The 18,142-nt window shown below is 68.0% G+C and carries 15 protein-coding genes; 4 read left to right on the top strand and 11 right to left on the bottom strand.

What is annotated here, in order from left to right; genetic code table 11:
• On the bottom strand, positions 1–228 hold a 228-nt coding region (locus GGD82_RS09410; protein ID WP_184013259.1), incomplete at its 3' end, for a transposase family protein.
• A gap of 186 nt (positions 229–414) precedes the next feature.
• Between GGD82_RS09410 and GGD82_RS09415 the strand changes: the two genes are divergently transcribed.
• Complete coding sequence (locus tag GGD82_RS09415) at positions 415–1,332, top strand: NAD(P)-dependent oxidoreductase (RefSeq protein WP_150061620.1); 918 nt, start codon at positions 415–417, stop codon at positions 1,330–1,332.
• Here the strand turns inward: GGD82_RS09415 and GGD82_RS09420 are convergent.
• The 5 genes from GGD82_RS09420 to GGD82_RS09440 all read right to left on the bottom strand — a co-directional run bounded on the left by GGD82_RS09420 (position 1,292) and on the right by GGD82_RS09440 (position 6,725).
• Positions 1,292–1,912 carry a LysE family translocator gene (locus GGD82_RS09420; RefSeq protein WP_150061619.1) on the bottom strand — a complete coding sequence of 207 codons (621 nt, stop codon included), beginning with the start codon at positions 1,910–1,912 and terminating at the stop codon, positions 1,292–1,294. The two genes, GGD82_RS09415 and GGD82_RS09420, sit on opposite strands and share 41 nt — an antisense overlap.
• Positions 1,913–2,064: 152 nt before the next feature.
• Complete coding sequence (locus GGD82_RS21415) at positions 2,065–3,006, bottom strand: hypothetical protein (RefSeq protein ID WP_150061618.1); 942 nt, start codon at positions 3,004–3,006, stop codon at positions 2,065–2,067.
• A 67-nt stretch (positions 3,007–3,073) separates the two neighbouring features.
• Entirely contained in the window at positions 3,074–3,532 is a 459-nt protein-coding gene (locus GGD82_RS09430) for a calcium-binding protein (protein ID WP_150061617.1), read from the bottom strand.
• A gap of 405 nt (positions 3,533–3,937) precedes the next feature.
• Positions 3,938–5,131: an acetate/propionate family kinase gene (locus GGD82_RS09435; protein WP_150061616.1), complete on the bottom strand. Its 1,194-nt coding sequence runs from the start codon at positions 5,129–5,131 to the stop codon at positions 3,938–3,940.
• Between the two features lie 133 nt (positions 5,132–5,264).
• A complete protein-coding gene (locus GGD82_RS09440; RefSeq protein ID WP_150061615.1) occupies positions 5,265–6,725 on the bottom strand; it encodes a bifunctional enoyl-CoA hydratase/phosphate acetyltransferase in 1,461 nt (486 codons plus the stop codon).
• 873 nt (positions 6,726–7,598) lie between these two features.
• On the opposite strand from GGD82_RS09440, the gene GGD82_RS09445 reads away from it, so the two are divergent.
• Positions 7,599–8,060 carry a MaoC family dehydratase gene (locus tag GGD82_RS09445; protein ID WP_150061614.1) on the top strand — a complete coding sequence of 154 codons (462 nt, stop codon included), beginning with the start codon at positions 7,599–7,601 and terminating at the stop codon, positions 8,058–8,060.
• 37 nt (positions 8,061–8,097) lie between these two features.
• Positions 8,098–8,289, top strand: coding sequence for a DUF1192 domain-containing protein (locus GGD82_RS09450; protein ID WP_221240758.1), 192 nt, complete (start codon positions 8,098–8,100; stop codon positions 8,287–8,289).
• 12 nt (positions 8,290–8,301) lie between these two features.
• Here the strand turns inward: GGD82_RS09450 and GGD82_RS09455 are convergent, their stop codons facing one another.
• The 5 genes from GGD82_RS09455 to gor form a co-directional block, all read right to left on the bottom strand.
• Positions 8,302–8,796: a DUF1284 domain-containing protein gene (locus GGD82_RS09455; protein ID WP_211364722.1), complete on the bottom strand. Its 495-nt coding sequence runs from the start codon at positions 8,794–8,796 to the stop codon at positions 8,302–8,304.
• Between the two features lie 112 nt (positions 8,797–8,908).
• A complete protein-coding gene (gene lpdA, locus GGD82_RS09460; RefSeq protein WP_150061612.1) occupies positions 8,909–10,321 on the bottom strand; it encodes a dihydrolipoyl dehydrogenase in 1,413 nt (470 codons plus the stop codon).
• A 145-nt stretch (positions 10,322–10,466) separates the two neighbouring features.
• Positions 10,467–11,744: a 2-oxoglutarate dehydrogenase complex dihydrolipoyllysine-residue succinyltransferase gene (gene odhB, locus GGD82_RS09465; RefSeq protein ID WP_150061611.1), complete on the bottom strand. Its 1,278-nt coding sequence runs from the start codon at positions 11,742–11,744 to the stop codon at positions 10,467–10,469.
• A 350-nt stretch (positions 11,745–12,094) separates the two neighbouring features.
• Positions 12,095–15,070 carry a 2-oxoglutarate dehydrogenase E1 component gene (locus tag GGD82_RS09470; RefSeq protein ID WP_150061610.1) on the bottom strand — a complete coding sequence of 992 codons (2,976 nt, stop codon included), beginning with the start codon at positions 15,068–15,070 and terminating at the stop codon, positions 12,095–12,097.
• Positions 15,071–15,392: 322 nt separating this feature from the next.
• Positions 15,393–16,772: a glutathione-disulfide reductase gene (gor, locus tag GGD82_RS09475; RefSeq protein WP_150061609.1), complete on the bottom strand. Its 1,380-nt coding sequence runs from the start codon at positions 16,770–16,772 to the stop codon at positions 15,393–15,395.
• Between the two features lie 212 nt (positions 16,773–16,984).
• Between gor and GGD82_RS09480 the strand changes: the two genes are divergently transcribed.
• Complete coding sequence (locus GGD82_RS09480) at positions 16,985–18,043, top strand: mitochondrial fission ELM1 family protein (RefSeq protein WP_170284189.1); 1,059 nt, start codon at positions 16,985–16,987, stop codon at positions 18,041–18,043.
• Positions 18,044–18,142: the final 99 nt, after the last annotated feature.

The following is an 18,142-nucleotide window of genomic DNA, read 5'->3' on the forward strand; positions in this document are numbered from 1 at the left end:
CCGGAAGATCCGGGAAAAAGTGTCGTGGCTGGGTATCCCGTGTTTCAACGTCAGAAACTCGCGGAACAGGCCTTCGCGGTCGCCCGCGAAATCCGCGAAATCCGAGCAGTCCTCCGCCCCGCAGATCGACGCCACCAAGGCGATCGTCAGAACCTCAAGAAGGTCGTGCCGGGCATTGGGCGCCCGAGGTTCGGGAACATCGGCAAATGCGTCCAGCAACCAGGACATGGAGCCTCCCGCTTAATCCAAGGGAGTCCCCTACAGAATCCATTTCAAGCCCGACCGCTACCCCGATTTCTCAAATGCGATTCCCCTGCAACCGTACCCGTTTTCAGGCTTTTAGCCTGCGTTTAATTCGTTTTTCGGAACCCTCGGACACGGCTAGACTGACGCAAACGCGAGGGGGACGACGCCATGCACACAGAGCCACCGACCGGTTTCATTGGCCTTGGCACGATGGGCACGCCGATGGCACAGAACCTTGTCCGCTCCGGCCATCCGCTGGTGGTCTGGAACCGGACCGCGGCGCGCTGCGCGCCGCTGGCGGAATGCGGCGCCACCGTGGCCGCCGACGCCGACGACCTGTTCGCGCGCTGCGGCACCGTGCTCCTGATGCTCGAGAACGAGGCCGCGACCGACGCCGTGCTCGGGCGCGGAACGGAGGCGTTTTCCCGGCGCGTCGCCGGGCATTGCATCGTGGCGATGGGCACGACCTCGGCCACGTACTCCCACGCCCTGTCCCACGACATCACCGCCGCCGGCGGACGCTATGTCGAGGCCCCCGTCTCGGGTTCGCGCAAACCCGCCGAGGCCGGGCAGCTCGTCGGCATGGTGGCGGGCGCGCCGGACGACGTCGACCGAATGCACGCCCTGCTCGCGCCGATCTGCAAGCAGGTCTTCGAGTGCGGCGCGGTACCCGCCGCTCTGCAGATGAAGCTCGCGGTCAACACCTTCCTGATCACCATGGTCACCGGCCTTGCCGAAGCCGGGCATTTCGCGGCACGCCACGGGCTCGACATGGACCGCTTCGCCGATATCCTCAACGCTGGCCCGATGGCCAGTGACGTGTCGCGGGTGAAGGTCGACAAGCTTCGGACCCGCGACTTCAGCCGTCAGGCCGGCATCTCGGACGTGCTGAAGAACAGCCGGCTCGTCGTCGAGGCCGCACGGGCCGCCGGCACCGCCCATCCGCTGATGGCGCTCTGCGCCGGACTGTACGAAGCCACGGAGGCGATGGGCGCCCACGAGCAGGACATGATCGCCGTGATCCGCGCCTTCGAGGCCCAGGCAGCTAGCGCGTCACCGCCATCACCGCACTGCCGCCGATCATGAAACCGCCGCCGGCGTAGCCCATGCGACGGCGCGCGCGCCGGCTGTCGAAGAGCCGCCCCGCCCGCTCGGCAATCACGGCGTAGCCGGCAAGCAGCACCACGACGACAAGGCTGGATGTGACCGTCAGCACCGCAAGCTGAAACGCCAGATCGCCGTGTGGTTCGATGAACTGCGCAAGAAAAGCCATGTAGAACACGATCGCCTTGGGGTTCAGCACCGCCGTCACGGTTCCGGCCCAGAAGCTGCCCCAGGACGAGGCGTGCCCCGCGTGGCGGGCCATGTCTGGCGCGTCGTGCCGCGCCGCCCGGATCTGGCGGATCCCAAGCCATGCCAGGTAGAGAACGCCGGCCCACTTGACGACCTGGAACAGGAGGGCGGAGGCCGCGAGGATGGCGCCGACGCCGGCAAAAGACAGGCCCATCAGCACAATGCTGCCAACGACGTCGCCGAGGATGCACATCACGGCGGCCGTCCGACCCCGCGTCAGCGCCTGCGCGATCACCAGCATGACGCTCGGGCCGGGGATCACCGTCAGGACCACGCAGGCGATGGTAAAGGCGATCCACGTGTCCAGCGCCATGATCCGTCCTCTTCGTGTCCGCGCGGATCGCGCAGTGTATCAGCCGGCGGCATGAACAGACGACGCGAGATGCGGCATCGTACCTCGGCGGGGGGCCGTCCAGGGGCAACGACGGTTTCGTGCCCCTGGAGACCGGGTCCAGCCGTTCTGCGCTACGCCAACAGCAGATCGGTGTCGAGCACGATGCCGGCCCGCCCCTCGCCCGCACCATGCAGGATGAAGTGCTCCAGCGCGGAGAAGTCCGACGTCGCCACGTCCGTGTTGGCGTCCATGTAGGCGGAGGCATCGAACCACGCCCCCGGATCGCGACCCTCCTGCCCCCCGAACAGCGCATAGTGCTGGTCGGGCGAGGCGAACACCCCCGCCGCGACCGCGTCGGCCACGTCGGTGTAGGTGGACAGATACCACGCACCATCGAACACCGGGTTGCCGGCCCGGCCCTCGGCCAGACCGAAGGCCGCGAAGTGCTCGGCCGCGTCGGCGAACACACCCGCCTCGACCGCCGCCGCCACATCCGCGTTCTGCGCGAGGTAGAACGCCGCGTCGAAGCCCACGCCCGCGACGGAGGCATGGCCGTCGGTGTGGACCAGGGTCATCTCCTGATCCGCGGTGAAGGCCAGAATCTCCACGTCGTCGCCGATGAGGTCCGTACCGCCCCCGTCCGTGGCGGAGTCGGTCACCGTGACGGTCTCGCCGCGTCCGATGGCCGCCGCCGCGAACGATCCGGCGAACTCGGCCGTATCCGAGCCGGTGCCGCCGGTGATGGTGTCGTCACCAAACCCACCGATCAGAATGTCGTCACCGCCTTCGGAGCCCACCTCATCGTCGCCCCCGCCACCGTCGAGGGTGTCATCGCCTTCCCCCAGTTTAATAAATTGCACCGCGTCGTCGGCGGTCGCGTAATTGTCCCCCGCGCCACCCGTGAGCGTGGCCTGGCCCGTGACGGCGATGAAATCGATGTCGTCGGCCTGGAAGTGCGCTCCTCCCGAGGGGACCCCGGTCGTGTCTAGGACAACGGCCTCTTTCGAGGACGACCCGCCCCTAAGGTGGATCGTTGCGTCCGACGGCGCCGAGCCGGGGCTCGTCGGCACCATCGTCCTGATGACAAGGTCGATCGTATCATCCAGGCCATCCAAGAAGTGGCCGACCGCACGAACACTATTATTTTGGGTTGAGGGTCCTGGGTCGGTTACCGCCTCGATCTGGCCGACAAGCTCGCCTTGCGCCTCGGTGCCCGTCCGCGCCTAGACCGCCCTGAAGGCTGTCGTTACCGGCTCCGCCGCTCAGCGTGTCGGCGCCGGCGCCGCCGCTCAGGCTGTCGGCGTTGTCCGAGCCGACCATGGAATCGCCGGCATCACCGCCGGTCGCGGTCAGCGTGCCGCTAAAAGCGTCGCTGTAGTCCAGGTACAAGCCGTCACTGGTCGACAGTTCCAGGGCACCGCCGCTCCGGTACAGAATCTGCCCTGATTCGGTCTCGGAAAACGTGCCGCTCGACCGCGCAATCACGACATCCAACGTATCGTCCGCGGCCTCGAAGGGGGCACCGCCGGTCACGGCGATAACGTCCGCGCTCACGTCGGTCCAGTCGGTTCCGTTGCTGTATTTCCAGGTGCCTGCCATGGTGGTCCCCTCTCCGATACGGCGTGGGGCGACGCGGCCCATGCCCGGCTCGATCGCCCTGCATGCAGTGGTAAAACAGAGGGTGGCGCAGATACGCCCAGGCGAACACGGCCGCCAATTAAACCACTACTAATTCAAAAGTGCACCCAGGTTAGACTCCCATGTATTAACGAAGTTTTAAGGCTGCAATTTGTCTGTTTTTGTTTGCACGATAGGTACATATAAAAATATTATGCCTTCTTTACTGGCGCGAAACGTCAGACTGGCGGTGGCAGCCGCGTGCGCGTGTGCTTTCGGATCACGCGCCGCGACCACCGGCGTCCAGCCTTCGGACCGAAGGCCGCGCGCAACGGCGAGCCGGCGCGGACCGTCCGGCCCCAAGATGGCAGGGTTTGCCGCCTCTGGTTAGGTCATCAGTGCGCGCGTGTGGGCGGCGATCATGGCCTCTTCGTTGGTGGGAATGACGTACACCCCGACCTTGGAGGTCTCGGCCGACACGCAGGTCTCGCGCGCCCCGTTGCGCAGCGGATCAAGGATCAGGCCCATCCACTCGAAGTTCTCGCACACCCGAGCGCGCAGGGTGACGTCGTTCTCCCCGATGCCGCCCGCGAACACCAGCGCGTCGAGCCCGCCCAACAGCGCCGCCATGGCCCCGATCTCGCGCCGGATCCGGTTGACGAAGTAGGCGATGGCGCCCTGGGCCTCCGGCGTGCCGACCTCTTCCAGGGTGCGCATGTCGTGGCTCAGCCCCGACAGGCCCTTGAGGCCGGACTGCTTGTACAGCAGATCGCTGATGCCCTTGGCGTTCATCCCCTTTTCCTCGATCAGGTAGAGGACGACACCGGGATCAAGCTGGCCGCAGCGGGTGCCCATGGCTAGCCCGTCGAGGGCCGTAAAGCCCAGGGTGCAGTCGATGCTGCGGCCGTTCTCCATGGCGCACAGACTGGCACCGTTGCCGAGGTGGGCGATGACGACGCGCCCCTTCAGAGTCTCCGGCGCCAAGTGTCGCAGTTCCCCGGCCACATACTCATACGACAGGCCGTGGAACCCGTAGCGGCGCACGCCCTCCCGGTACAACTCGCGCGGCAGCGCATAGGTGTCGTTGACCCACGGATGGCGGCGGTGAAACGCGGTGTCGAAGCATGCGACCTGAAGCGCGTCCGGAAACGCATGCTGCGCCGCCTGGATACCCCGAATGTTGTGCGGCTGGTGCAAGGGCGCGAGCGGAACATAGGTCTCCAGCCGCGTCAGGATCTCGTCGTCCAGCACGGTCGGTTCCGTGATGTACGGTCCACCATGCACCACGCGGTGGCCGATGGCGGCGATCTCCAGAGCGCCCACATGGTCGCGCTTCCAATCGAGGATCAGGTCCAGCGCCTGCTTGTGCGTGCCCGGCCCCTGCCCCGCCGGCCAGCTGTTTTCCGCCAGCAGGGTCCCATCCGGTTTTTTGAGCACGAAATGCGGCGCGTCGCCCACGCCCTCGATCTGGCCGCGGGCCAATTCCTCCAGGGCGTCGGGCGTCTCGCCCAGATGCCAGAGCGACACCTTCAGGCTCGAAGACCCAGCGTTCAGCGTCAGGATATGGCGGGGATCGGTCATGGGGCGTCCTGCGATCCAGGAGTGATCGGGGGGGGGCGCGGCCCGTGCGCGTGCGCCCCGAGAGCACGGGCGCGCGTCACGGCCGCCGCACCCGGGGTGAGCGGCGGGGGTGGCCGGGAGTGCGGGGGGCGGGCTACTGCGCCGCCCGCATCGGCCGCGCGGGCGTCTCGGCGTCCTCGTCCAGACGGGACGAGCCCGTGGAGGCCCAGTATTGGTACAGCAGCGCGACGGCGCAGGAGATCAGCCGGGCGCGGTCGTTGTCGGCGCGACTGGTGACCATCAGCGGAACCTTGGCACCCAGCACCAGACCGGCGCTTTCGGCGTGCGCGACGAACGCCAGTTCCTTCGCCAGCATGTTGCCGGATTCCAGGTTCGGGACGATCAGCACCTCGGCGCGGCCGGCGACCAGCGAGGTGATGCCCTTGGTCTCGGCGGCGTGGATGTCGATGGCGTTGTCCATCGCCAGCGGGCCGTCGACGATGCCACCCTTGATTTGCCCGCGCTCGGCCATTTTGGAGAGGATGGCGGCGTCGAGCGTGGAGGGGATCTTCGGGTTGACCGTCTCCACCGCCGACAGCACACCCACGCGCGGCGTGCCCAGGCCGAGGGCGCGGCCGACGTCGATGGCGTTCTGGGTGATGTCCACCTTGGCGTCGAGGTCGGGCGCGATGTTGATCGCGGAATCCGAGATCAGCAGCAGGTGGTCCAGCCCCGGCACATCCATGACGAACACATGGCTGATGCGCCGTCCGGTGCGCAGCCCGCCGTCGCGCTTCGTCACCTGCCCCAGCAGGATGTCGGTGTGCAGGTGGCCCTTCATCAGCGCCTTGGCGCGCCCCTCGTGCACCAGGGCGACGGCGCGCGCGGCGGCCGCCAGATGGTCGGGCACGTCAATCACCTCGTAGCCGTCCAGCGTCCGGCCCATCGTCGCCGCGACCTCGGCCATCCGGGCGGCATCACCGACCAGAACCGGCGCGATCAGGTCCTGATCGGCAGCCAGGAACGCCCCGGCGAGCGCCGATTCCTCCTCGGGCGCCACCACCGCCGTCGGCAGCGGGGGCAACCCCTCGCAGGCGTGCATCAGGGCGTCGAAGTGGCGATGGCTTTCCACCAACAGGTCCGGCAGGGCATCGGCGGCGATGTGCTGAGCCTCCGTCGGAGCGACCACCTCGGCCAGCCCCTCGCACAGCAAGGTTTCGCCGGCGCCGTTCTCGTCCGGGTCGCGGACCACGATGCACGACAGCACGACGATGTTATCCGGCCGCTTGTCCACCACGGTGACCCGCACGCTCAGGTGATCGCCGACATGGGCGCGGCCGTGGAACTTCAGCGTCTGGCCCAGGTAAAGCGTCCCGAACCCCGGCAGCAGGTTCCCCAGCACCGCCGAAAACAGCGAGCCGACCCACATGCTGGGGGCCACGACCCCGTGTTCGCCGTCGCGGTTGGCATGCGGCAGATGGAGGGGGTTGTAGTTCCCCGAGGCATGGGCGAACACGATCATATCGCGCCCCGTGCACACACGACGCACCGTCGCCTCATCCCCGATGGCGATCTCGTCGTAGGTACGGTTGGCGCGGGTTTGGTTGGCCGTCATGGGACCCCCTTTGGCGTGATCCGGTGGCGCGGCCGGTGCGACGTTCTGCCGCGACGCACACAGAAAAATTCGCGAACGCGAACGAAATTGGCCCAGACTGTTTGCTCTCGGGTGCCGATCGTCAAGGGGCCGAGTCACGCTCGGGCGTTATGTCCGGCGTGCCGTGTGTGCGATACGCAACAGGATCGCACAGGGCGGTCCATGAACCCGCGCGCATCGCGGGTCAGCACCCTTCATGACGGTCCGGTCATTCCCTTCCTCCGTGCCGACCGCACGCCCCGGATCGGATAGGTCCCGCGCGGCGGCGGGAGTGGGGGCCATCCTGCCGTACCCGCCGAGCCCCCGCACAATGGGTCCTACGGGCTGCCAGGGCACCCGCGCATCTCTCTTTGGTAATCGAATGCGCCACCCTTGCGATCCCCGAGGAGACCACCCCCGCCGACTCGAGAGCGAGGCGCGGCCGACATCCAGGACGACCTGGCGCTGAAGAAGGTCGGGCTGGAGAAGACTGGAGGGTTTTGGGCTTCGGGCGGAACTTTGGATGGAGCCCGGCTTGGCGCTCCCGGCCCTAAGCCGCGCCCGGTCCGAGGACGGTACCATGGGGGTCTCCCGACGCCACAGGTGAGCCTGAGGCGCTCCCGAAAGCTCCCGACACATGGACGTCCCGGTCCAATCCCCGGACGGAGTCCTGTGGCGGCTGGGGTCCGCCTCGCGAAACATTCCCGCGCCGCCGGACAGTCTAGGCGAAGCGCCGACCCGCGCAACCGAAATATTACGCCTGCGAAATAGGCGGGCGTTCTCGCCTGCCTTGCACCCTTACCGTAATGGTTCTACCGTGTGCTCTGGTTGCACGCTGGCACACGGGGACGCTCCATGGACAGTCCGGTACACACGTATTTCGAGGATTTGGCGGTCGGACAGACGGCCTCCATGGGCAAGACCATCACGGAGGCGGATATCCTGCTGTTCGCGGGTGTGTCCGGCGACACCAACCCCGCCCATATGGACGAGGAATACGCCGCCACCACCCTGTTCAAGGGCCGCATCGCCCACGGCATGCTCAGCGGTGCCGTCATCTCGGCCCTGTTCGGCACCCGCTTTCCAGGGCCGGGCTCTATCTATGTGTCGCAGTCCCTGACGTTCAAGGCGCCGGTGCGCATCGGCGATACCCTGCGCGCGCATGTGGAGCTGACCGCGCTGGTGCCGAAGAAGAAATTCGCCACGTTCCACACCTGGGGGACCGTGGGCGGCACGGTGGTGGTGGACGGCGAGGCCACGCTGATGGTGCCCTCGCGCGACGCCGACGGCGCGGTCAAGGCGCCGTCACGCGCCTGATCGCACGCACATCACGGGATAGGGAAGGTCGGACACCATGCCCATCGATACCGACGATCTGGAGCCGCGCCCGGTGCTGGCCCAGCCGCCGAACCTGGAGGTGATGTCGGTCGGCGACCTGGAGCACTACATCACCCAGCTTGAGGCCGAAATCACGCGGGCGCGCGCCACCATCGACGCCAAGGGTGGCGCCAAGGCCGCCGCTGAATCCGTGTTCAAGACGCGGTAAGACCGGCCCGGATCAGGGTATCTGAAGCACGGCGCCCGAAAACCCGGCGTTGGCGACCGCGGCACACAGGTCGCTCCAGTCGCAGCCCGAACAGGCGCCGCGCAGCGGCCCCGCCGCATAGGCGTTCCGCAACTGCCGGAGCCGTTCCGCCGTCAGCACCAGGCGAGCCCCGGGCTGGATAGGGGTCTGCAACAGGCGTGCGACATCGGCGGCCGCCCGGTCGTCCCGGGCGGTCACGCTCTCGCGGTGGCAATGCGGCTGCTCCTGCTCCACGAGCAGGGGGGCGCAGATATCGTCCGGCCCCGTGACCACCTCGATCTCGGCACCCGCGGCCAGCCGCCGCACCACCGCGTTCATGTTGACCGTAAAGCCCGGGGTGTAGCCCTTGCCCAGAAAGGTCAGGATGCACAGAACGTGGTGCGGACGAAGCCGGATGGGCGCCCCCGGCCCGGGGATGGGGTCCGTCGGCGCGGGAGCGGGGGCGGCGACGGGAGCGGCGGTCGTCACGGAATGATCCTTTTTGGAACGGGCCTTTTCGGAGGGAAGCATGCCCCGCGCATAGGAGGGTCAAAGCAGATCGCGCCGGATCCCAACGGATCGGTCCCCGGCGCGGTCAGTCTTACAAATGCAGCGGACGGCCGTGGACGGCCAGCGCGGCCTCCTTGATGGACTCGCCAAGCTGCGGGTGGGCATGGCTGGCGCGGAAGATGTCTTCGGCGGAGGCGCCGAACTCCATGCCGACCACGACCTCCTGGATCAGGTCACCGGCCGATGGCCCAATGATATGGCAGCCGAGCACCCGATCGGTGCGGGCGTCCGCCAGGATCTTCACGAAACCGTCGGTGTCGTTGTTGGCGCGCGCCCGGCCGTTCGCGGTGAACGGGAACGATCCAACCTTGTAGTCGGTGCCGGCGGACTTGAGCTGCTCCTCGGTCTTGCCGACGGCGGCGATCTCCGGCCATGTGTAGACCACGGACGGAATGGCGTCGTAGTTCACATGCCCCGCCTGCCCGGCCAGGATTTCGGCGACCGCGACACCCTCTTCCTCCGCCTTGTGGGCCAACATCATCCCGCCGATGACATCGCCGATGGCGTAGATGCCCTTGGCGGTGGTCTGGTAGCGCTCATCGACCTTGATGAACCCACGCTCCGTCCGCTCGATGCCGTTCTTGTCCAGGCCGAGGCCCAGGCTGTGCGGCGCGCGCCCGATGGCCACCAGCACGACGTCGGAGACGAGGGTTTCCGGCTCGCCGCCCGCCGCCGGTTCGACGGTCAGGGAGACGCCCTTGCTGGTCTTCTTGGCCTCGGTCACCTTGGTGGATAGGCGGAAGGTGAGGCCCTGTTTCTTGAGGATGCGCTGGGTGTGCTTGCGCACCTCGGCGTCCATGTTGGGCAGAACGTGATCCAGGTACTCGATCACCGTCACCTCGGCACCGAGACGGCTCCAGACCGAGCCCAGCTCCAGGCCGATGACGCCGGCGCCGATCACGGTCATGCGCTTGGGCACCTTCGGCAGCGCGAGCGCGCCGGCGGAATCGACGATCATGCGCCCGTCCAGTTCCACGCCCGGCAGAGCCGCGACCTCGGAGCCGGTGGCCAGCACGATGGCATCCGTCACAAGCGTCATGTCGCCGCCGTCGTGCAGGGCCACACCCACTTCACCGGCGGCGTCGATGCGGCCCATGCCGCTGATCCAGTCGATCTTGTGCTTCTTGAACAGGTAGGCGATGCCGTCCACGTTGGCCTTCACCACGCTGTCCTTGCGCGCCATCATCGCAGCGAGGTCCGCCTTCACGGTTCCGGTGATCTTGATGCCGTGATCGGCCGCGCCGTGCTTGGCCTCCGCGAACAGGTGCGAGCTGTGCAGCAGCGCCTTGGACGGGATGCAGCCGACGTTCAGGCAGGTGCCGCCCAGCGTCTTGCGCATGTCCACGCACGCGACCTTCATGCCCAACTGGGCCGCGCGGATGGCGCAGACGTACCCCCCCGGGCCGCCGCCGATCACGACCAGATCATACGGATTGTCACTCATCGGATAGGTCCTTCCTCTTGCGACTTCTTTGTCCGGATCGGCCCGGCGCCCCCGCGCCCGGCCGGTCCGCCTCGTGTCCCCGTTCCCGGCCCCCCATGAACCAACGGGGCGCCCGTTTCCGGACGCCCCGTCGGCGGGCGGCTCGTTACATGTCGAGGAGAATCCGTTGCGGATCCTCCAGGCATTCCTTCATGCGCACCAGGCTGGTGACCGCCTCCTTGCCGTCGATGATGCGGTGATCGTAGCTCATGGCCAGATACATCATCGGTCGCGCCTGAATGGAGCCGTCCGGCATGACCATCGGCCGCTGCTGGGTCTTGTGCATGCCCAGGATGGCGGACTGCGGCGGATTCAGGATCGGCGTGGACATCAACGATCCGTACACCCCACCGTTGGAGATGGTGAAGGTACCGCCCGTCATCTCCTCCATGGTCAGGCTGCCGTCGCGGGCCTTCTTGCCGTAGCCGGCGATGTCGGCCTCGATCTCGGCGAAGCTCTTGGTGTCGCAGTCGCGCACCACCGGCACGACCAGACCCTGCGGTCCGCCCACGGCCACGCCGATGTCGTAGTAGTTCTTGTAGACGATGTCGGTGCCGTCGATCTCGGCGTTGACCGCCGGAACCTCGCGCAGGGCGACCACCGCCGCCTTGATGAAGAACGACATGAAGCCCAGGCGGACGCCGTGCTTCTTTTCGAAGGCGTCCTTGTACTGCTCGCGCACCTTCAGGATGGCCGTCATGTCCACCTCGTTGAAGGTGGTCAGCATGGCGGCGTTGTTCTGGGCCTCCTTCAGGCGCTCCGCGATACGGCGGCGCAGGCGGCTCATGGGCACGCGCTCCTCGCGCGGATCGTCCGCGCGCGGCGCCTTGGCGGCAGCCGGAGCTTTTTTCGCGGGCTCGGCGGCCTTGGCCGGCTGGCCGCGTTCCAGGAAGGTGACGACGTCGTCCTTGGTCAGGCGACCGTCCTTGCCGGTCGCGGGGATTGCGGACGGATCCAGACTCCGCTCCTCCACCAGACGGCGCACGGCCGGCGACAGCGGATGGTCCAGATTGGCGGTGCCACCGGACGCGGCGGGCTGCGCCTTTTCTTTGGGCTCGGCTTTCGGGTCGGGCTTGCTTTCGGCCTTTTTGTCGCCTTTGGGCTCCGGCTTGCTTCCGGCCTTCGGCGCGGCCTTGGCCCCGGAAGCGCCGGCCTCGATGCGGCCAAGCAGCGCACCGACCTCGACCTCGGCGCCCTCGGCGGCGACGATCTCGGACAGCGCGCCCGCCTCCGGCGCGTTCACCTCAACGGTGACCTTGTCGGTTTCCAGCTCCACAAGGGGTTCGTCGGCGGCGACCGCGTCCCCTTCCTTCTTCAGCCACTTGGCCACGGTGGCCTCGCTGACGGATTCGCCCAGGGCGGGGACGGTGATCTCGGTGGCCATCGATGTTCCTTCCATCCTTCTTCGCGTTCCGGGGCCCGGTGTGGCGGTGCGTCCCGTGCCGATGGATCGGCGGTGTTTGTCCTGTGCCGCTCGGCGGCACCCCTATACGAGGCGCCCCAACGCCGACGGTGCTGTGAAATGGAGACGCGCCCCGACGGCAGCCGGCCGACGGGCCACCCGGCCCGCCCCCTGCGGCCAGGGTGGGGCGCCCGGTCGTCGCGCGTCTGGTGGTCGCGCGTCCGGTGCCGGACCGCCCGTGGCGGCGGTCCCCGGCCATGGATCGTGAAACGGGTGCGCATCGAACATCGGAAAGGAACCCCGAGGGTTTCTGGTCCGGGCGGCGGACGCCCTCAGTTCACTTGCGACAGGCCGGTGGGCCGCACGAACGGTTGCGGAAGCGCATCCAGCGACCAGGTCAGCGCCTGTTCGATCAACTGGGCCTGCTCCCGGGTGTGGTTGCGGGCGACACCGGCGGCGGTCGAGGCCGACGCCTTGCGTCCCGCATAGTGCGCCCGCCGCGCCGTGTTGCGCAACTCCTCCAGCGCGTACTGAAGGCGGCGGTCGACGAACACCCAGGCGCCCATGTTGGCCGGCTCTTCCTGGCACCACACGACCTCGGCCTTCGGATACCGGCTAAGCTGGCGCTGCACGCTGTCCTTGGGCCAGGGATAGAGTTGCTCGACCCGCACCAGGGCGACGTCTTTGATCTCCTGGTCGCGGCGGGCCTGAAGCAGGTCGTAATACACCTTGCCGGTGCACAGCACGACGCGGCGGATATCCTCATCCGGCACCAGATCGTCCGTCTCGGGCAGCACGCGATAGAACCGGCCGCCCTCGCTCAGCGCGTCCAGCGGGCTGACGCACAGCTTGTGACGCAGCAGCGACTTGGGCGACATGATGATCAGCGGCTTGCGGAAGTTCCGCCGGATCTGGCGGCGCAGGGCGTGGAAGTAGTTCGCCGGCGTGGTCAGGTTGCAGACCTGCATGTTGTCTTCAGCGCACAACTGCAGATACCGCTCCAGGCGCGCCGAGGAATGCTCCGGCCCCTGGCCTTCGTAGCCATGGGGCAGCAGCACGACCAGCCCGGACATGCGCAGCCACTTGTATTCGGCGGCGGCGATGAACTGGTCAAAGATCACCTGGGCGCCGTTGGCGAAGTCGCCGAACTGGGCCTCCCACAGCACCAACGCCATGGGGTCCTGCGCGGAGTAGCCGTATTCGAACCCAAGCACCGCGTATTCGGACAGCGGGCTGTCGAACACGTTGAATTCGGCCTGCCCCTCGCGGATGGAGTTGAGGGGGAAGTACTTGGTCTCGTCCGTCTGGTCCACCAGCACGGCGTGCCGTTGCGAGAACGTGCCGCGCCCGACGTCCTGGCCGGACAGGCGAACCGGGTGGCCCTCCAACACCAGGGTGCCGAAGGCCAGCGCCTCCGCCGTGGCCCAATCGATGCCCTCACCGGTCTTGCCCATCTTGGCCTTGGCCTTGAGCTGGCGGGCGATCTTCGGGTTCAGGTCGAAGTTTTCGGGCGGCGAGGAGATGGCCTTGAACACGGTCTCCAGCGCCGGTCGCTTGGCAGCCGTGACGTATTGCTTGTATTCCTCCTCGCCGAACGCGGCCTCGAGCCCTTCCCAGCTTCCCGTGAGCCAGTCGGCCCGGTTGGGGCGATAGGTCTCTCCCACCTTGAACGCGGCATCCAGGCGGTCCGTGTAGTCCTTCAGCATGCCGTCCACGTCCTCCTGCGTCAGCAGGCCGGAGTCGATCACGTGCCGGGCATAGATTTCCCGCGTCGTCGGATGCTCGCCGATGCGCTTGTACATGCGCGGCTGGGTGAAGGCCGGCTCGTCGCTTTCATTGTGGCCGTGGCGACGGTAGCAGACGATGTCCAGCACCACGTCGCAATGGAACTCCTGACGGAATTCGATGGCCACGCGCGCGGCGTGCACGACGGCCTCGGGATTGTCGCCGTTCACATGCAGGATCGGCGCCTGGATCATCTTGGCGATGTCGGTGCAGTACTGGCCGGAGCGGGCGTACTTCGGGTTGGTGGTAAAGCCGATCTGGTTGTTGACCACGATATGGATGGTGCCGCCGGTGCGGTATCCGATGAGCTGCGACAGCGCGAAGCACTCCGCCACCACGCCCTGCCCCGCCATGGCGGCGTCGCCGTGGAGCAGGAGGCCCATGGCCTGGCTCCGCCCCTCCGGCCCGATCTGGGTCTGCCGGGCGCGGACCTTGCCGAGCACGACGGGGTCCACGGCCTCCAGGTGCGACGGGTTGGCGTTCAGCGACACATGGATGGTCTTGCCGTCGAAATCGCGATCCGCCGAGGTACCGAGGTGGTATTTCACGTCGCCGGAGCCTTGGACGTCCTCCGGGTTGGCGGCGTTGCCCTCGAACTCGCTGAAGATGGCCTCCAGCGGCTTGTGCATGACGTTGGTCAGGATGTTCAGGCGACCCCGGTGGGCCATGCCGATGACCACATGCTCAAGGCCCAGTTGGCTGCCGCGCTTCAGGATCTGCTCGATGGCGGGGATGGTGCTTTCCGCACCTTCCAGCCCGAAGCGCTTGGTGCCGATGTACTTGCGGTGCAGGTAGGTCTCGAAGGTCTCCGCCTCGATGATCCGCTGCATGATGGTCTTACGGCCGAGGTCGGTGAAGGCGGTGCGGTTCAACTCGCTCTCGACCCGGCGTTGGATCCAGGCCTTCTGATCCGGGTACTGGATGTGCATGAACTCGACGCCGATGTGGCCGCAATAGGTTTCGCGCACCACCTCGACGATCCGGCGCAGGGTCGCGGATTCCAGCCCCAGCACGTTGTCGATGAAGATTTCTCGATCCAGATCGGCGTCCGTGAAGCCGTAGCTGCGGTAGTCCAGCTCCGGGTGCGGTTCCGGTTCGTTCAGGCCCAGGGGGTCGAGCTGCGCTTCCAGATGGCCCCGCACGCGATAGGCGCGGATCATCATCAGCGCGCGGATGGAGTCGAGCGTGTGGGCGCGCATCGCCTCGGTCGACGGGGCGGCCTCGGCCGGCGCGGCCGTGCCCTTACCTTTCCCCTTGGCGCCGCCCTTGAGGGCCTCCTTGGCCGGCTCCGCGTCCGGGTCCAGCGTGCCGATAACGGCGCGGTCCTGCCGGTTCCAGGACGGCCCGCGCAGCTCGGCCCGGATGTCGTCGGCCCCGTCGCTCAGCTCCGCGAAGAAGGACCGCCACGCCGTATCCACGCTGTCGGGATCAGCGAGGTATCGCTCGTACAACTCAGCGATGTAGGTCGCGTTGGCGCCGGAGAGGAAGGACGACGGAAGGCCGGAGTCAAAGAGTGTATCCATGGGGCGCGCTCGAACGCGGACGGGACGCCGCGTTTCCTCCTGGTCTTGGGCCGGCTCCGGATCTGGGCCGGGCGGCGGCGCGTCGGGTCGGATGACGCCGTCCCGGCCTTGAACCGGGGCGGTTTTCGGGGTCCAGCCCCTGGCAACCGAACCGCCGCTGGACGGGGGACCGATAGGCCGTCGACGCAACCCGTCAACGTCCCCCTGTTTCAGTTATTCTACATTAGGCAACCCGGGCGCGTTGTTCCACACCCTTCTGACGACTCAGGCCGCCGTCCGCACGGACGATGCGTATGTGCAGGTCCCGCGCCCAAGATCATACCTATTCCGTGTTCTCGAACGACGGGTCCGGCAGCGGGTCCCGCATGGTCACGAACTCCTCGGCCGCCGTCGGGTGGATTCCGATGGTGGCGTCGAAGTGGGCCTTCGTCGCGCCCGCCTTCATCGCGATTCCGATCCCCTGGATGATCTCCGGCGCGTCCACGCCGACCATGTGGGCGCCGAGCACGCGGTCGGTCTCGCGCGAGACGATCAGCTTCATCATCGTCTTCTCGTCGCGGCCGGACAGCGTGAACCGCATGGGGCGGAAGCGCGAGACGTACACATCGACGGCCTCCTGCTTGCGGGCCTCCGCCTCCGTCAGGCCCACGGTGCCCACCGGCGGCTGGCTGAACACAGCCGAGGGAACGGCGCCGTAGTCCACCGGGGTCGGTGTGTTGCCGAACACAGTGGCGACGAAGGCCATGCCCTCGCGAATCGCCACCGGGGTCAGGTTCACCCGGTCGGTGACGTCGCCGATAGCGTAGATGCTGTCGACGGACGAGCGGTTCCATTCGTCCACCACGACCGCGCCGCCCTTGCCCAGGGTCACCCCGATCTCCTCCAGCCCCAGGTTCGCCGTGTTCGGGGCCCGGCCGGTGGCGTACATCACCGCATCGGCCTCCATCTCCTCGCCGCAGTCGGACAGCAGGGACAGGGTGCCATCGGCGCGCTTTTCGATCGAGCGGACCTGGCATTCGCGGCGGATGCGGATGCCCTTCTTCTCCATCTCGCTCGCCAGCGAGGCCCGCAGATCCTCGTCAAAGCCGCGCAGGATCTGGCCGGCACGGATGACCTCCGTCACGCGCGAGCCGAGGGCGTTGAAGATGCCGGCGAACTCGACCGCGATGAAGCCGCCGCCGACGATGACGATGCGTTCCGGCCGCGTCGGCAGGTCCAGCGCCTCGTTCGAGGTGATCGCGTGCTCGATGCCCGGGATATCGGGCAGGGTCGGCCAGCCGCCCACGGCGATCAGGATTCTCTCCGCCGTCACGCGACGGCCGTCGACCTCCACGGTGTGCGGATCGACCACGCGACCGCGCCCCTCCAGCAGGGTCACGCCGGCGTCGCGCAGCAGGCGGTGATAGACGCCTTCCAGCCGCGTCAATTCCTGCTGCTTGTGGTCGATCAGAGCGCCCCAGTCGTGGCGGGCCCCCTCCAGCGTCCAGCCGTAGCCGGCCGCATCCTCGAAGTCCTCGGCGAAGTGGGCGCCGTAGACCAGCAGCTTCTTGGGCACGCAGCCGCGCATGACGCAGGTGCCGCCGACCCGGCTGTTCTCGACGATGGCGACCCTGGCGCCGTGGCGGCTGGCCGCAAGCCGGCTGGCGCGAACGCCGCCGGATCCGGCGCCGATGGTCACAAGGTCGTAGTCGTAGGTCGCCATGGTCGTGCTGCTCCTGTCGCGGCGGAAGGGTGGATACAAGGACGTGGGACGGGGACACCACGTCGCCCTCACTTGGCGCTCAACAGCCCGCACGGCAACCCCGGACGCGCACGGGTGTCGCGATGACCGTCCTCTGGTGCCGCCCTCTGGTGCCGCCCTCTGGGGCCGTCCTCTGGCACGACGCGCCGGAACCACTCTATAGTGCCCGCGCCATGATACACTCGCATCCTATCGCCCCGCCCGCGCCCGAATCCGCCCCGGCCCCGACGGTGCTGGCTCTCCTGGACGGGCTCGCCGGGTCGAACAGCCAGACCCGCGGCGTGGTTCAGGCGCTCGGCCTGCCCGCGCGCGACGTTGCGGTGACCTATGCCCGGGAGTGGCCGTGGGCGCGGCTGGTCGGGCACGTCCGGCCGACTCCGCCGACGGCGGCGGCGCTGCTGGACGGGCCGGCGCCCGCCCTGGTGGTCAGCACCGGCCGGCGAGCTGGCGCGGCCGCGCGCTGGCTGAAGGACACGCTCCGACGACGGGACGGCGGGGCCGGACCGCGCCTGCTGCACATCCAGGATCCGCGCTTCGCCCACGACGCCTTTGACCTGATCGCGGTCCCGGCGCACGACCGGTCGCTGGAGACCTTGCGCCAGCGCGACAACGTCCTGGTGGTCACCGGCGCGCCGCATCCCCTCACCGCCGCCCGGCTGGCCGAGGCGGCGGAGGCCTGGCGCCCCACGGTCTCTGCCCTGCCCCGCCCGTGGATCACCGTTCTGGTGGGGGGCGATTCGGGCCGGCGGCGGCTCGACGCGGCGGTCGCGACCCAGCTCGCCGCGCAGGCCTCCGCCCTGGCGGCGCGGGCCGGCGGGTCGCTGCTGGTCACCACGAGCCGGCGCACGCGCCCGGACGCCGTCGCCGCGTTGCGTGCCGAGCTAAGCGCAGGACCGGCACCGCATACCCTGTACGCCTGGACACCGGACCCGGCCGGCAACCCCTACCTCGGGTTCCTGGGGTTGGCTGACGCCAGCGTGGTGACGGGCGATTCGATCTCCATGCTGACGGAGGCGACCACCACCGCCCGGCCGCTGTTCATCTTCGCCCCGGCGGGCTGGGCGCGCGGGCCGCACGCCCGCTACCACACCGCCCTGATCGAGGCCGGGGTGGCCCGGCCCCTGGCGGATGACACGGCCTGGGCGACCTGGCAGGGGGCGGCGATCAACCCGGCGGAGACGATCGCGCAGACCGCCCGCGCGCGCCTCAAACTCTCCGAAACCGCCGGCTGACCCGCCCGAAATCCGAGCTTTTTCCTCGAAATTGTCGAACCCGACGCCATATCATCCTCGGAGCGGGCGCGCCCAAAACGACCGCCCGCCGTCGCGAGA

The organism is Roseospira marina (genome assembly GCF_014197855.1).
GTDB lineage: Bacteria > Pseudomonadota > Alphaproteobacteria > Rhodospirillales > Rhodospirillaceae > Rhodospira > Rhodospira marina.